15 protein-coding genes are annotated in these 15103 nt (G+C 68.9%); 6 read left to right on the plus strand and 9 right to left on the minus strand.

The window, feature by feature from the left end; all coding sequences use genetic code 11:
• Positions 1 to 2 precede the first annotated feature (2 nt).
• The 4 genes from ING98_19020 to ING98_19035 all read right to left on the minus strand — a co-directional run bounded on the left by ING98_19020 (position 3) and on the right by ING98_19035 (position 4731).
• Entirely contained in the window at positions 3 to 1745 is a 1743-nt protein-coding gene (locus ING98_19020) for an MBL fold metallo-hydrolase (GenBank protein MCA3103965.1), read from the minus strand.
• A gap of 70 nt (positions 1746 to 1815) precedes the next feature.
• Positions 1816 to 2790, minus strand: coding sequence for a tripartite tricarboxylate transporter substrate binding protein (locus ING98_19025; GenBank protein MCA3103966.1), 975 nt, complete (start codon positions 2788 to 2790; stop codon positions 1816 to 1818).
• An 11-nt stretch (positions 2791 to 2801) separates the two neighbouring features.
• The gene (locus ING98_19030) at positions 2802 to 4451 is read right to left on the minus strand and encodes an acetolactate synthase (GenBank protein ID MCA3103967.1); all 1650 of its coding nucleotides are present in this window, start codon (positions 4449 to 4451) and stop codon (positions 2802 to 2804) included.
• A gap of 40 nt (positions 4452 to 4491) precedes the next feature.
• Positions 4492 to 4731, minus strand: coding sequence for a hypothetical protein (locus ING98_19035; GenBank protein MCA3103968.1), 240 nt, complete (start codon positions 4729 to 4731; stop codon positions 4492 to 4494).
• Between the two features lie 136 nt (positions 4732 to 4867).
• Between ING98_19035 and ING98_19040 the strand changes: the two genes are divergently transcribed.
• Positions 4868 to 5602: an aldolase gene (locus tag ING98_19040; protein ID MCA3103969.1), complete on the plus strand. Its 735-nt coding sequence runs from the start codon at positions 4868 to 4870 to the stop codon at positions 5600 to 5602.
• A 59-nt stretch (positions 5603 to 5661) separates the two neighbouring features.
• Here the strand turns inward: ING98_19040 and ING98_19045 are convergent, their stop codons facing one another.
• Both ING98_19045 and ING98_19050 read right to left on the minus strand, forming a co-directional pair.
• Positions 5662 to 5871, minus strand: coding sequence for a DUF3460 family protein (locus ING98_19045; GenBank protein MCA3103970.1), 210 nt, complete (start codon positions 5869 to 5871; stop codon positions 5662 to 5664).
• A 95-nt stretch (positions 5872 to 5966) separates the two neighbouring features.
• Positions 5967 to 6737: a hypothetical protein gene (locus ING98_19050; protein MCA3103971.1), complete on the minus strand. Its 771-nt coding sequence runs from the start codon at positions 6735 to 6737 to the stop codon at positions 5967 to 5969.
• Positions 6738 to 6912: 175 nt separating this feature from the next.
• Between ING98_19050 and ING98_19055 the strand changes: the two genes are divergently transcribed.
• Positions 6913 to 7881 (plus strand): isocitrate lyase/PEP mutase family protein, encoded by a 969-nt coding sequence (locus ING98_19055; GenBank protein MCA3103972.1) that lies wholly within the window; start codon positions 6913 to 6915, stop codon positions 7879 to 7881.
• Between the two features lie 13 nt (positions 7882 to 7894).
• Here the strand turns inward: ING98_19055 and ING98_19060 are convergent, their stop codons facing one another.
• The 3 genes from ING98_19060 to ING98_19070 all read right to left on the minus strand — a co-directional run bounded on the left by ING98_19060 (position 7895) and on the right by ING98_19070 (position 10555).
• A complete protein-coding gene (locus ING98_19060; protein ID MCA3103973.1) occupies positions 7895 to 8683 on the minus strand; it encodes a hypothetical protein in 789 nt (262 codons plus the stop codon).
• 175 nt (positions 8684 to 8858) lie between these two features.
• Entirely contained in the window at positions 8859 to 10229 is a 1371-nt protein-coding gene (locus tag ING98_19065; GenBank protein ID MCA3103974.1) for an acyclic terpene utilization AtuA family protein, read from the minus strand.
• Between the two features lie 23 nt (positions 10230 to 10252).
• A complete protein-coding gene (locus tag ING98_19070; GenBank protein MCA3103975.1) occupies positions 10253 to 10555 on the minus strand; it encodes a DUF4387 domain-containing protein in 303 nt (100 codons plus the stop codon).
• A 177-nt stretch (positions 10556 to 10732) separates the two neighbouring features.
• On the opposite strand from ING98_19070, the gene ING98_19075 reads away from it, so the two are divergent.
• The 4 genes from ING98_19075 (at position 10733) to ING98_19090 (ending at position 15063) form a co-directional block, all read left to right on the plus strand.
• Positions 10733 to 11425, plus strand: coding sequence for a glutathione S-transferase N-terminal domain-containing protein (locus ING98_19075; GenBank protein ID MCA3103976.1), 693 nt, complete (start codon positions 10733 to 10735; stop codon positions 11423 to 11425).
• Between the two features lie 105 nt (positions 11426 to 11530).
• On the plus strand, positions 11531 to 12394 hold the full coding sequence (locus ING98_19080; protein MCA3103977.1) for an aldo/keto reductase: 864 nt from the start codon (positions 11531 to 11533) through the stop codon (positions 12392 to 12394).
• Positions 12391 to 13326 carry a hypothetical protein gene (locus ING98_19085; GenBank protein MCA3103978.1) on the plus strand — a complete coding sequence of 312 codons (936 nt, stop codon included), beginning with the start codon at positions 12391 to 12393 and terminating at the stop codon, positions 13324 to 13326. The genes ING98_19080 and ING98_19085 overlap by 4 nt, the downstream gene beginning before the upstream one ends.
• 129 nt (positions 13327 to 13455) lie before the next feature.
• Entirely contained in the window at positions 13456 to 15063 is a 1608-nt protein-coding gene (locus ING98_19090) for a gamma-glutamyltransferase family protein (protein MCA3103979.1), read from the plus strand.
• Positions 15064 to 15103 lie beyond the last annotated feature (40 nt).

The following is a 15103-nucleotide window of genomic DNA, read 5'->3' on the forward strand; positions in this document are numbered from 1 at the left end:
TTTCAGGGGGGCAGCGGGGACCAGCGGCCTTCGTGTTCGACGGCGCGGCGGTCGTGGGCGAGCTTGAGCAGGTGTGCATGCAGGGAACGCCGTGCGACCGGATGCAGCTTCTCGGGCGTATCGGCATACACGCGTGCTACCAGCGCATCCAGCGTCGCGCCGGCGGGCTGCGCCAGCGCCGCCAGGGCATCGATCACCTTGCCCTCGCGGCCGAGCCGGTGCCGTACGAGCGCACGGATGGCCGCATGCGCATCCACCATCAGGAAACCGTGGCCCGGGGCCATCGCCTCGATGTCCAGCGACAGCAGCGCTTCCAGCGACGCGAGGTAGGCAGACATGTCGCCGTCCGGTGGCGAGATCACCACCGTGGAGCCCTGCATGATGTGGTCGCCGGTGAACAGCAGCCGCTCCTCCTCCAGGTACCAGCAGAGATGGTTCGATGCATGGCCGGGCGTGTGCACCGCGCGCAGCGTGGTGCCGCCGACCTGTACCCGGTCGCCGTGTGCGAACACGCGGTCGGGCACGAAGGTCTGGTCCTGGTTCGACTGCGGCGGCGGCGGCCTGCCGATCACCGTCGCGCCGGTGGCGGCCTTGATCGCGGCGACCGCGGGCGAATGATCGAGATGGGTGTGCGTGCACAGGATCCAGCGCAGGCGCTGGCCGACGAGCGCAAGCAGCGCCTCGACGTGGGCGTCGATCGCGGGGCCCGGATCGATTAGCGCGAGGTCGCCGGACTCTGCGTCGCCGACCAGGTAGCTGTTGGTGCCAGGCCCGGTCATCATCCCGGGATTGGGCGCGACCAGCCGCCGCACCCGCCGTGACAGCACGGTCACCACGCCCGGCGTGGTTTCGCTGCAAACCGATTCCGAGCCGGACGGATTCACCCACTGCGCCTCGTCGTAGCCGGGCTCGCCGGGCAGGATGCGCAGCACCTTGTCGCGGCGGCGAATCACCCAGGGCAACTGGGCTCGGATATCGCCGCGGGCACGCACGCCTTCCAGTGTGTCCTCGGTGGTCGCATAGCCGGCGATCATCTCGAGCGTCTTGATGGTCGGGAAGCGCAGCATCAGTTCGCCGCGCGACTGCATCGCCAGCGCGTCGGAGGGCGTGATCCACAGCTGGCTCACGCTCTCGATGTCGTCGTGCAGGCTGGCCTGGTTCTCGGGCACCGCAGCCACGAAGAAACGGGTGTCGTAGCGCTTCTTCTCCGACACCGGGGTTATCCAGTGGCTCAGGTAGGCGATGCGGTCGGTGGCGAGCTGCAGCGACTCGGCCACGCAGACCTCGGCGAGCGTGCGCCTGCGGTCGTGCACCGCATGCCGGTGTTCCGCGAAGCGGGTCTCCTCCAGCGCGGGCTGCAGGTCGAGCAGGTGCCCGGCCGGCTCGTAGCCGAGCAGCAGCCCCGCTTCCTCGAAGGTCTCGCGGATCGCCGCGACGTAATAGGCCAGGCCTCCGCTGGCGAGCGACAGGCGCGCGCTCGCAGTGGCATCGTCGAGGCCGACGCAGCGGGCGGCGATGTCCGGCGCGCGGTCGGTGGCGTCGACACCGCCGCCGGGAAACACGAAGGCGCCGGCCATGAAGTCGAGGTGCGGGCTGCGCTGCAGCAGCAGCACCTCCGGTCCACGCACGCTGTCGCGCAGTACTACGAGCGTCGCCGCCGGACGCGGTACCGCGGGTCCGGCGGGCCGGGGGGCTGTCGAACCGGCGCTGGATGCAGGGGCGGGAACAGGCGCCGGTGTGGTCATTGCAGGTCCATCGATATCGATACGTTCGGGTCGGTCGGTGCGCGCGGCGGGTGCGGCGGGTGCGGCGGCTTCATTCGCCCTTGATCTTCGCCGCCTTCACGATCTTCGCCCACTTCGGTATCTCGCGTGCGATGTACGCGGCGAGCTGCTCGGGCGTGCCGCCGGCGGGCTCCGCTCCGAGCGCGAGCAGGCGCTCGCGCGGGCCGGGCTCGGCCACCAGCCGGCCGAGCTCGGTGTTCAGGCGCTGCACGATGTCCTTCGGCAGCGCGGTCGGGCCCATCATCGCGTAGATCGTCGTCACTTCGAAGCCCGGCACGGCATCGGCGACCGGTGCGTACTCGGGCAGCGCCGCGAGCCGGCGCGTACCCGACACGCCGAGTGCGCGCAGCTTGCCGCTGCGCACGAACGGCAGCGCAGCCGACACGCCGGTGAACATCATGTCGACCTGCCCGCCGACCAGGTCGGCCAGCGCCGGGCCTGCGCCCTTGTAGGGAATGTGCACGATCTGCGTACCGGTCATGACTGCGAAAAGTTCGCTCGCAAGCTGCGCGGTCGAGCCCGATCCGGAGGACGCGAAGTTGATCCTGCCCGGCTGACCGCGCACCAGCGCGACCAGCGCCTTCACGTCCTGCACCGGCACGCGCGGATTGACCACCAGCATCAGCGGGCTGGAGGCGATCAGTCCGACAGGCGCCAGGTCTTTCAGCGGGTTGTAGCCGAGCGCCGGATAGATGCTCGGTGCGATCGACAGCTCGCCGCCGCCGGCGGTGAGCAGCGTGTAGCCGTCGGGTACCGCACGCGCCACCGCTTCGACCGCGATCGTCGCACCGGCGCCCGGCCGGTTCTCGACCAGCACGGCCTGCCCGAGCAGTTCGGACAGCCGCTGCGAGGCGAGGCGGCCGACGATGTCTACAGGCCCGCCGGGTGCATAGCCGACCAGCATGCGTATCGGCTTCGCCGGCCATGCCGGCTGCGCGGTCGCCGTGGAAGGAGCCACCGCAACGACGGCGACCGCGACGGCCACCGCCCTGAATGCATTGCGCATCGAACCCGCCCTCATCTCGGAGCCATCGAATGGAACGCGGACAGCTGCTGCAGGCTGGTGCGTACATGCACGACCGCCGCCCCGTCATGGGCCAGCGCCGCGGCAACCTGGCCTTCGACGTCGCTGGATGCGTCGATCGTGAACGCGGCTGCACCGAACGACGCGCCCCATCTCGCGAAATCGGGGTTGCCCAGCCGGGTGCCCGAAACGCGCCCCGGGTAGCGCTTCTCCTGGTGCAGCCGGATCGTGCCGTAGGACCCGTTGTCGGCGATGAAGACCTTCGGCTTCGCACCGTACTGGACTGCGGTCGCCAGTTCGTTGCCGGTCATCATCACGCAGCCGTCGCCCACCAGCGCGACCACCTGCCGGCCGGGGAAGCGCAGCGACCAGGCGAGCGCGCCGGGCACGCCCATGCCCATCGCACCGGCCATCGTGCCGGACATCCGGCGCTCGCCGCGGAACATGAAGTAGCGCTGCGTCCAGGTGTTGAAGTTGCCGGCATCGACGACCAGCACGCCGTCGTCGTGCATGCGCCGCTCGAGTGCGGCGACCACGTGCCCGAACGACACGCCGTCGGGCGGTGTCGACGGATCGAAGCGACGGATCCTGCGCAGGTAGGCCTGCAGCGATTCGACCCAGCCCTCGCGCGGATCCGGCCGGGCCGGCAGGTACTGCGCCAGCGCCTCGAGGAAGGCGACCGGGTCGGCGATGCAGCGCAGCTGCGGCTGGTACACGCGCGCCGCCACCTCGGCATCCGGATAGACGTGGACCATCGGCTGCCCGGGCACCGGCGCGTGCGGGAAAGTGAAGCCCTGCGTCGGCACGTCGCCCAGGTCGGTGCCGGCTGCGAGCAGGAAGTCGGCCCCCTGCAGCACGGAGATCTGTTCGGCGGGGATCTTGAACCCGAGCTGCGCGGCGAACAGGCGGTCGGCATTCGGGAAGATATCCTGCTGGCGGAACTCGACTACCACCGGCACGCCGAAGCCGCGCGCGACCTTCGCCAGCGCTTCGCGCCCGCGCGGCGTATTCAGCAGGTTGCCGGCGATCAGCAGCGGGCGCTGCGCGGCGGCGAGTTGCGCGGCCACCGCGCGCACGGTCGTATCGTCGACCGCCAGTCCCGCGCGCCCCGCCGCCGTGGTGTCGAACGGCTCTGCCTCGCCCTCGAACACGTCCTCGGGCACCGCGATCACGACCGGACCCGGGCGGCCCGAGGTCGCGATGTCGATCGCGCGCGCGACGGTCTCCAGCAGCTTCGCCGGGTCGTCCACCTGGGTCACCCATTTCGCCAGGTCGCCGAAGGTCTGCCGATAGTCGACTTCCTGGAACGCATGGCGTCCCAGTTCGCCGCGCGACACCTGCCCGCAGATCATCACCAGCGGCAGGGCATCGTGCATCCCCGAGTGGATCGCGATCGAACCGTTGGTCGCACCCGGACCCCGGCTGACCAGGAACAGCCCGGGCCGGCGCGTTGCCTGGGCATCGGCCAGCGCGGCGAAGCCGGCGCCCGCTTCATGGCGGCAGACGACCAGCTCGACCGGTGAATCGATCAGCGCATCGAGCAGCGGCAGGTAGCTTTCGCCCGGCACGCAGAACGCACGGTCGATGCCGCGCGCGGCCAGCAGTTCGACCAGCGCACGGGCGACGGGGAGGGTTGACGGCATCATCGAACGGCTCCGACAGTACTCGGGAACGGACGCCCGATCATGGCATGCCCCGCGAGCCGCAGATCACGATCGACTGCGGCGGCAGCCCCTTCGCGGGCGCGCCATCGGCGCCGGTGTGCGGCTGCCGGTCGGGATCGAGGATATCGAGGCCGTTCTCGCAGACCGTGCGGCAGCCGAAGTCGAAGCCGCAGAAGGGATCAGCCGCAGTCTCGTTGCGCTCGTCCTCGGTCATTGCATAGCCGCGGACGCAGATGACGGGATGACGTGCGACTTCCATCGATTCCTCGTCCGGAAAGAAGGAGGTCGGATGGTGCACCCGGCCTGCCGACCTTGCAATCCGGGGGGCAGCCAAGTCAGCGACGCGCCTGGACGAACTGTGTATCGTAGCGGGGATCGAACCACACGCCCGCACCATGACCGATCCGATCCGGGAAGCAAAGCTCGACATCACCTGCGCGTTGCGCTGGTCCGCCCGTCTGAACCTGCACGAAGGCGTGTGCAACCATTTCAGCATTGCGGTGCCCGGCCGCGACGACCGCTTCCTGATCAATCCGCAGGGCCTGCACTGGCTGGAGGTGACACCCGCCGACATCGTCACCGTCGACGTCGATGGCAACCTGATCGAAGGCCGGCACACGGTCGAACCGACGGCCTTCTACATCCACTCGCGGATCCACCGGGCCAAGCCGTCGGCGCGGGTCGTGCTGCATACCCACATGCCCCATGCGACCACGCTCACCGGCATCCTGCCGGGCCGCCTCGAGTGGGTAAGCCAGCAGTCGACCAAGTTCTACGGCCGCGTCGCCTACGAAGACGCATACAACGGGCTGGCGATGGACCCGGCCGAGGGCGACCGCATGGCAGCCGCGTTCCAGGATGCCGACATCCTGTTCCTGGCCAACCACGGCGTGATCGTGTGCGGGCCCGACATGGCGCTGGCCTTCGACGATCTGTACTACCTCGAGCGTGCCTGCATGCTGCAGGTGCTCGGCCGCGGGACCGGACAGCCACCTCGCATCATCCCGGCCGAGATCGTGAAGCTCACCGCGGCGCAGATGGTGCAGGATCGGCGGCAGGCACCGCTTCACTTCGCTGCGCTGCGCCGGCTGCTCGACCGTGACGATCCGGGCTGGTCGTCGTTCGATTGACGCTGCCCGATCGGCGCTGCGGCTGCGGCAACGGGCGCGTGGCGTGCCGGGCAGGCTGGTCAGCCCTTCGTCTGGTAGACGTAGGCCTGCTGGCGAATCTTCGCCTCGGCGACTTCCTTCTGTTCGGTGGCACCGAGCGACGGGTCGGCCGCGCGGTCCCACCAGCGTGCGCGGGCCTTGCGCTGCTCTTCGGCCAGGTGCGGCTTCTGCGCATGCAGTTCGCGGATGAAGCGCGTCATCTCGGACACGTACTCGATCTGTTTCTTCATGGTGGCGAGGCCCTGCGTTTCGACCGACCCATTGTCCCTTGAACAGCGCCCGGCTGCACGCGCGGCACGCGGTGCCCGTGCGGCGGGCGATCCGCTCAGGGGGCGATCCAGTTGATCTCGCGTGCGGTCAGCCGGCCGATCACCACCTGATGCAAGCCCGCCGGCTGATCGGCGCGCAGCAGACTGATCGGGATGCGCCCGCCCATGATCTCGGCGAACTGCTGCGGCACCCGGGGCATGCGTTCCGGCTCGGCATAGCCATCCGGGAACAGCGGCAGGTTGGTGGCAAGGTCGTACTTGTCCGTCGCCCCGAGCGTGTGCAGCATCTCGTGCGCGATGACGACGTTGTTGGTGCCAGCCATCTCGTCGCTCGCGAACACGTTCACCAGGCCGATGAGCCCCTTCTCCAGCCCGGTCGAGTGCGGCAGCCTGGGCGATCGGCGGTCGTCGTGGTAGAGCAGGAACAGGCGCACGTTCGCCCGCGCGCCGGTGTAGGTGTCGTGGCGCCATGCCCAGAAGCGGAAACTCAGGCTCCATACGATCGCGGATACGACGCCGCCATCTGCGGGCGGCTGCGGCGGCCGCGCATCGATGCGCGGCGCGAGCCGCAGTTCGATCGGATCGTTCACTGCGACGCCGTAGATGGCTGCCTGTTCCCGCATGAACTCTGCCATCGGCTGGAAGCGCTCGAGGTCGATGCCCCGGACATATTGTTCCGTGCGCTCGCTGCCATCGGCATTGATCGGGTACAGCGCGACGATCACCGGATCCTTCCAGCTGGTCGCATCGCGCTGGGCGAGCCAGGCACCCTGCGCGACGGTCGCCAGGATGAACAGCAGCACGATTATCCGAATCGTCTTCCACATCAGTTGTCACCTGTCACGGGCCACCGGTCACCCGCCTGCCCATGTCCACACCCGCGATTGCCCCGGCAGCAGACACCGCCCCGGCCACGTACACTTTCGGTCGTCTTGCCGAACCCTTGAATCAGGGCCGCGCGCAGCGCCCGCGCCACGCCGCCCACACCCGCCGAGGATCCCGATGACCGATGCTGCCGCCCCGTCCGCTGCCCCCGCCCTGCGCGCCACTACCCGCCTGCGCCAGCTGCTCGCTGCCGGACGTACCGTGTTCGTGCCGGGATGCTTCAACGCCGTCAGCGCACGCGTGATCGAGATGACCGGGTTCGAAGCAGTTTACATGACCGGATACGGCACGTCGGTCGCGCAACTGGGCATGCCCGACGTCGGCTTCGCGACGATGACCGAGATGCACACCAATGCCCGGTGGATCGCCAACGCGGTGTCGATCCCGGTCATCGCCGATGCCGACAACGGCTACGGCAACGCGGTGAACGTGACGCGCACGGTGCGCGAGTACATCCAGACCGGCGTGGCAGCGATCCACCTGGAGGACCAGTCGCTGCCCAAGCGCTGCGGCCACGTGGCCGGAAGGCAGGTGATCCCGCTGGCCGAAGCGGTGGGCAAGATCCGCGCGGCCGATGCGGTGCGCCGGCAGGTGGACCCGGACTTCGTACTGATTGCGCGCAGCGATGCGCGCGGCGCCGTCGGCGGGTCGCTCGACGACGCGATCGACCGGGTCAATGCCTACCTCGATGCCGGCGCCGACCTCGGCTTCGTCGAAGGTCCGACCTCCGTGGCGGAGGTCGAGCGCATCTGCCGAGAGGTGCGCGGGCCGGTGTTCTACAACATGACCGGCGTGTCGCCGCGCTTCACGCTGCAGCAGATGAACGACTACGGCATGGCGATGACGATCACCGCGAACACGATGCTGCGTGCGGCGCTCACCTCGATGTACGACGCGGCGGTGGCGATGCGCGACGAAGGCCCGATGGCCGAGGCCGCGCTGATGGAACGCATCGCCAGCCATCCGGTGGGCGACCTGCACCGGTTCTCGGGCCTGGACGCAATCCGCAAGCTTGAAGAGGCCTACATGCCGGCGGAGGAACTGGCGAAGTACGACGGCACCATCGGATACCGTCCGGCTGGTTGACGGTCTGCCGCGTTCAGCGCAGAAACCCGTCGCCGATCAGGCGAACGCCGATCGACCACCAGCTGCGGTCGATGTCATGGCTGCCGATCTGGCGGCCAACCACCGCATCGACCTGCACCTTCTCCTTGACCACCCAGAAACGGAAGCCGCCCTGCCATGACGGGCTGCCGCGGTCGCTGCCGTACACCTCGGCGGCGAGCAGCAGTTCCTGGTCACCGCGGCGGAACAGCCGCGTCTCGCTACCCACGCCCCACAGCGCGATCGTCCGCTGCGTCTCGCGGTCGCGCTTGATGCCGGCCAGCGTCAGCAGCACGAATGCCTCGTCAGCGAAGGCGATGCTGGTCACGTTGTACGCGTAGGCCGAAGACAGCGCCGACGGAGACGAGGCGTTCGAGGGGCCGCCGGTTCGAGCCGTGGCACCTGCGGCAAAGCCGGTGCCGATGCCGGTATCCAGCGAGCGCAGCAGCGTCTTCACCTGCACCAGCGCGTTGCCGTTCCACGGCTGGCCACCTTCGGACGGCAACCGGTTGAGACCCGCGGTGATCTCGAGGTTGCCCCCCGGGTTGCACGCCGGCAACGCCCAGAACTCCGTGCCACCGCCGGCCGGCCGGTGGTGCTGCACCCACGACTCGACCTGGCAGCCACCGCCGGGCGTGATGCGGGCGTCGTCGGTGAAATAAGGGCGGGCTGCCCGCAGCGGCAGCGACGGCAGCAGCAACGCGAGCGCCAGCGTGCCACACAGCGTGCGTGCGGCACGCGTACGGCGCTGGCTCCTGGGCGACCAGACAGTCAGACTTTTCAAGCAGGGCTCCCGGAGACTTCACCGAGCGATACAAACCCGACACCGACCCTCGCAGCGCGCGGCACGGTGGCGGAACGGAGCGCCGACATCATGACCGCAACATGTTGCAGCCCGTCACACGCTGGATGAATCTTCGCCGGAAAGGCCCGGTCGACGTTGCCGGCATGCCGGGCGCTCAGACATCCTCGATCGCCACCGGGAACAGCGGCGCCAGCGCATCGACCTGCATCACGTGATAGGCGCTGAAGCGGTAGGCCGTACCCACCTGCACCTCCGGCGGGGTGATCGGGAAGGCGACATTGCCGGCAGTGGACACCCGCCCCGGAAAGCCGTGGTGCAGCAGGTACTGCTTGAGCACCGTGGTCGCCGCCTTCGCGAGGTCTGCGCTGTCGGCGATGACCTCGCCCAGGATGAAGATCTCGCGCGGAGGCGATGCCGGCGGCAGTGGCCAGTCGACCACGCCGTCGATGCCATAGACGCGGAAGTACATGCGGTAGTCGCCGGCGACGATGCTGCGCACCACCTGCTCGACCTCGGGCAGGATGACCTTGATGCGGGCGATGGCGGCCGGATCGGCGCAACCGGCCAGCAGCAGCGCGCGTTCGCCGACGCGGGTCGCGCCCTCGATCTTCACCGAGGGCCGTGCGGCCGGCACCCAGAGCGCGCCCTCTACCCGGCAGCGATGCTCGTCGAGCGCGGTATAGCGCGCGTCTTCGACATGCAGCGTGCCTTCGGGTTCGCTCACCGTGTACGGATCGGCCTGCTCATACAGGCTGTGCGCAGCCACCGACAGGGGCGTTGCATGGCGCGCCGGGTTCAGGCTCTCCATCGTGAAACCGAGATCGTCCAGCGTGCCGAGTGCCGCATCACGGCCGCCGGGCATGCAGGCGATCGAGCAGCACTCGATGATCTTCGCCATGTGCATCGCCGGGCCGATCGGATAGCCGAGCGCCGCCGGGATGGCGGAGAACACGGCGGTGTCGCAGGCGCGCCCCGCGATCACCACGTCGGCACCCATCGCCAGCGCGCGCTGGAACGCCTCGATGCCCATCTGCCCGACCAGGTGCGAGGCAGCGTCGACATCGGCCTCGGTCAGTGCCCCGATCGCGCCGATCGATGTCACCTCGCCGCGCCGGATCGCCGTCTTCACCACCTCGCGCGGCATGTCGGCGGCGATCGACGCCAGCCGGAAGTGCAGCCCGCGTTCGCGCGCGATCGAGCGCACCAGCTCGAGCGTGTGTTCGAGGTGCGGGCGCGCGCCCGCAGTGCCGGCCGAGCCGACCAGCAGCGGGATGTCGTGCGCGCGCGCGCCTTCGAGCAGCAGCGCCAGGTCCTGGCGCGCGATGGTGTCGGAGGCCGCCATCCGGCCGCTGCCCAGGTAGTTCGGGCCGGGGTCGACCGAGCCCATGTCGGCGCCGATCGAATGCGGGCGCCGCTCGAGACCGGCGCGAAACGCCTTCTCGAGCACGCCGTTGCCGAGCTGGCCGGAGCCGGACAGCGCCAGGAACGGCGCGCGTCGACCACCCTTCACCAGCCGGTCGCGCAGCCGGTCGAGGTGCGTGACGCGGCTCACAATCGCACCCCGAGCAGCGGGCCGTGCTGCTGCGCGCCGTACACGTCGCGGTCGCCCGGATCGCCGGCAATGGTGGTACGCGGCAGCACGATCTTGATCGCGAAGGCGGGCGCATACGCGATCACCTGGACGCTGGCCGCCGGCACGCCATACAGCGGCGCGAGTGCCGCGGGCGTGAGCGCCGGCGAGGCCTGAGCAAGCCGGAACCGGCGGTCGCCCTCGAACATGAGGTCGAGCGTGAGCGTGGTCGGGCCTGCGTTCTTGCTGCGTATCACCCGTGCACAATCGACGAGTTTCATCGTTTCTCCTCCTCCGGTGACCTGAGTGTCCGGAACAGCCTGAGCCGCAGCACCGCGAAGCCGTTACCGAACACGGGCGGCAGCAGCCACCAGCGCGGCTCGCCCTGCTTCATACTTGCGCTAACCTGAGTGCAGTCATCCGCGAGAAGCAGTGTACCCAACCACCGAGGACCCGACATGATCGATCTCTACACCTGGCCTACCCCGAACGGTCACAAGATCCACATCGCGCTCGAAGAGATGGGGCTCGCGTACAACGTGCACCCGGTCAACATCCGGACCGGTGACCAGTTCAAGCCCGCGTTCCTGGCGATCAGCCCGAACAACCGCATCCCGGCGATGGTCGACAGCGACGGCCCCGACGGCCAGCCGATCTCGCTGTTCGAATCCGGCGCGATGCTGATCTACCTGGCCGGCAAGACCGGCAAGCTTATGCCGGCAGCCGACCGCGAGCGATACATCATGCTGCAGTGGCTGATGTGGCAGATGGGCGGCGTCGGCCCGATGTTCGGCCAGGCCAACCACTTCCGCTCGTACGCCAAGGAACCGCAACCGTACCCGATCGAGCGCTACACCAACGAGTCGAACCGGCTGACCCGGGTGCTGGACAAGCGCCTGTCGGAGGTGCCGTACGTCGGCGGCGCCGAGTACACGATCGCCGACATCGCCATCTTCCCGTGGATGCGCGGCTCCGAGAAGCGCGGCGTGAACATCGACGAATACCCGAACGTGAAACGATGGTTCGACGCGATCGACGCCCGTCCGGCGGTCAAGCGTGCGCTGCAGGTGCTGGCCGACGTGCACACCGCCCCGATCGACGACAAGCAGCGCGACATCATGTTCGGTGCCAGCCAGTTCACCAAGCGCTGAGCGCGGGGCAGGACGGACGCATCCGGCTGTTCGCACCGGCCCGGCTCGCCTAGACTCGAGGGTTCCGCAACCCCTGCTCGCGAGCGCGCCTGCATGGCCACGACACTGATCGAACGTACGATCCCGTCCTCGGGCGAGCGCCTGCCGGTACTCGGGCTGGGCACGTTCGGTGCGTTCGACGTGCCGCCGCGGTCTTCCGCAGTCGATGGTCTGCAGGACGTGATCGAACTGTTCGACCGCCGCGGCGGCCGGGTCGTCGATTCGTCGCCCATGTACGGCAACTCGGAATCGGTGGTCGGGCTGCTGAGGACCGCCCGCGCAGGGCAGGCAGCGGTTACTGGTGCCGCCGACCCAGACCCCATGTTCATCGCGACCAAGGTCTGGACCCAGGGCGCGCATGCGGGGATCGCCCAGATGGAACGTTCGATGCAGCGGCTGCGAGCGCCGCGCATCGACCTCATGCAGGTTCACAACCTGGTCGATGTCGATACCCACCTGGCTACGCTCGAGGCCTGGAAACAGGAAGGCCGCATCCGCTACATCGGCATCACGCACTACCACGGCGGTGCGTTTGCGGCGCTTGAGAAGGTGATGCGTACCCGGCCTGTCGATTTCGTGCAGTTCAATTACCACGCGCTCGACCGCGAAGCCGAACAGCGGCTGCTGCCTGCAGCAGTCGACACCGGGACTGCAGTGCTGGTGAACCGGCCACTCGGTCAGGGCGAACTGGTGCGCCGCACGCAAGGCTGCCCGCTGCCGGCGTGGGCGCCCCGTGCAGGCTACCGGAGCTGGGCGCAGCTGGCACTGGCGTTCGTGATCGCGCATCCGGCCGTGACCTGCGTGATCCCCGCAACCGGCGACGCTGCACACCTCGCGGACAACTTCGACGCGGCCTCCATCACCACCGATCGGCCTGCACCGGACGCTGCCCTGGCGCGCCGGATCGCGCAGGCGATCGCCGCGGCATGAGCACCGTCCCGGGCACGTCCCGTGCGGCAGGCCCTGGCCGGTTGCGCGGCCTGCTTTTCGCGCTGCTGGCCCTGCTGCTGGCAGCAGGTTGTTCATCGGGCTTGCGGCTCGGTTACAACCAGGCCGAGCTCCTGGTCAACTGGTCGCTGTCCGACTACGTCGAGTTCGAACCGCACCAGCGCGATCTGTTCGGACGGCGGTTCCGGGAGATGCACGACTGGCACCGACGCGAGCAGTTGCCCGAGTACGCGCGGCTGGCACGCGAGGCACGTACCCGGATCGAGGACGGCCTGACGCGCGCGGATGTCGACTGGATCATCGCGCATAGCCGCGGGCGGCTCGAGGCACTGATCGAACAGGGTGCAGGCGATGCAGCCGACCTGATGCTGTCGCTCACGCCCGAGCAGGTAAAGGGGCTCGAACGCGCGTTCGCCCGCGCGAACCGGAAACTGGCGCAGTCCTGGGGCATCGGGCGGCCGGTTGCGGAACAGCAGAAGCTGCGCGCCGAGCGCCTGGTCTCGCAGGTCGAGCGGTTGACCGGCAAGCTTGGCCGCGACCAGATCGAGCGCGTGACCGAGCTGTCCGATGCACTCCCCCTCACGAACGACCAGCGTTTCGCGGAACGGCAGCGGCGGCAGCGCGAACTGATTGCGGCGCTGCAGTCGGGCCGCAGCCGTGCCGAAATGGCGGCATGGCTGCGGCAGTGGGCACCGAACTGGGAACGCGGTCGCGACCCGCAGACCGCCCGCAGCGCCCAGGCGGCAGCCGAACAGCGCGCGCAGCTCTTTACCGACATCGACCGCCTGCTCACACCGGCACAGCGCCGCAATGCGATGGACCGACTGCAGGCCTACGCCGACGACTTCACCGCGCTCAGCGCAGCGGCGACCCCTCAACGGCAGCCGCAACCGCAACAGCGCGCGGCGAACTAGCCGCAGTCGCAGGAGCGGATCCGGGATCTCACCACCCCGCCCGCTGGGCCTTTCCAGGCCCAGGGAAGCCGGAGGCTGCGGTGTATCATTCGCCTCCCGGCAGGCCTGTCCCGTGCACGCTGCCCTTCCATGCAGGAGCCTTCCATGGGCCATATCGATCCCCACCTCCCGTACGCGTCGCAGCGCAGCCCGGTGTTCGCGCGCAACATCGTGTCCACCTCGCAGCCGCTCGCCGCCCAGGCCGGCCTGCAGATGCTCGCGCGCGGCGGCTCGGCCGTGGACGCGATCATCGCCACCGCGGCGACGCTGACCGTGGTCGAGCCGTGCAGCAACGGCCTCGGGTCCGACGCCTTCGCGCTCGTCTGGGACGGCGACAAACTGCACGGCCTGAACGCCTCGGGGCGCTCGCCGGCTGCATGGACACCGAAGTACTTCGAGAAGTACAACGGCAAGATGCCGGAGCGGGGCGTCGATGCGATCACCGTACCGGGCTGCATCTCGGCCTGGAAGATGCTGCACGACAAGTGGGGCAAGCTGCCGTTCGCCGACATCCTCGAGCCGGCGATCCGCTACGCGCGCGACGGCTACCTGGTCACCCCGACCATCGCGAAGCTGTGGGCGCAGTCGGTCGATGAACTCCAGACCTACCCCGGCTGGAAGGACGGCTTCATGCCGAACGGCCGTGCGCCCAAGGCTGGCGAACTGTTCCGCTACCCGGACCAGGCGCGCACGCTCGAGTTGATCGGCAAGACCGGAGGCGAGGCCTACTACCGCGGCGAACTCGCGGAGAAGATCACCGCCTGGATCAAGCAGAACGGCGGCGTGATGGATGTCTCCGACCTCGCCGCGCACGAGGCGAACTGGGTCGAGCCGATCCACATGGACTACAAGGGCTACCGACTGCACGAGATCCCGCCGAGCGGCCAGGGCATCGGCGCGCTGATCTCGCTGGGTATCCTGGGCTACCTGAACCCCGGGCAGTTCGCCTGCGACTCGGCCGACCATGTACACATGCAGATCGAGGCGATGAAGCTCGCCTTCGCCGACATGTACCAGTATGCGGCCGACCCGGCGGCAATGCGGGTCACGCCCGAGCAGATGCTCGACTCGGTCTACCTGCAGGAGCGCAGCCGCCTGATCGACATGACCCGCGCGAAGGATCCGGGCCATGGCGACCTGCCGCGCGGCGGCACCGTGTACCTGACCGCAGCCGATGCCTCGGGGATGATGGTGTCGTTCATCCAGTCGAACTTCAAGGGCTTCGGCTCGGGCGTGGTGGTACCGGGCACCGGCATCAGCCTGCAGAATCGTGGCTGGGGCTTCAAGCTCGTCAAGGGCCATGCCAACGAAGTCGGGCCGCGCAAGCGCCCTTTCCACACGATCATCCCAGGCTTCATCACGAAGGACGGCAAGCCGGCGATGAGTTTCGGCGTGATGGGCGGCTCGATGCAGGCCCAGGGTCACTCCCAGATGGTGCTGCGCGCTGCCGACTATGGCCAGAACCCGCAGGCGATGGCCGACGGCCCACGCTGGCGCGTCGACGACGGCCTCAAGGTCGCGCTGGAGCATTCCTTCCCGGCCGAAGTCGTTGAAGACCTGCGCAGGCGCGGCCACCAGATCACCGTCACCGACCGCGGCTCGACCGATTACGGGCGTGCGCAGATCATCCAGAAGCTCGACGACGGCTACTGCGCAGGTTCAGAGCCCCGCTGCGACGGCCAGGCCGTCGGCTTCTGACCAGAAACCCGGGTCAGACACGGGCTACCCGACGCCTGCC

Source organism: Rhodocyclaceae bacterium (assembly GCA_020248265.1).
GTDB lineage: Bacteria > Pseudomonadota > Gammaproteobacteria > Burkholderiales > CAIKXV01 > CAIKXV01.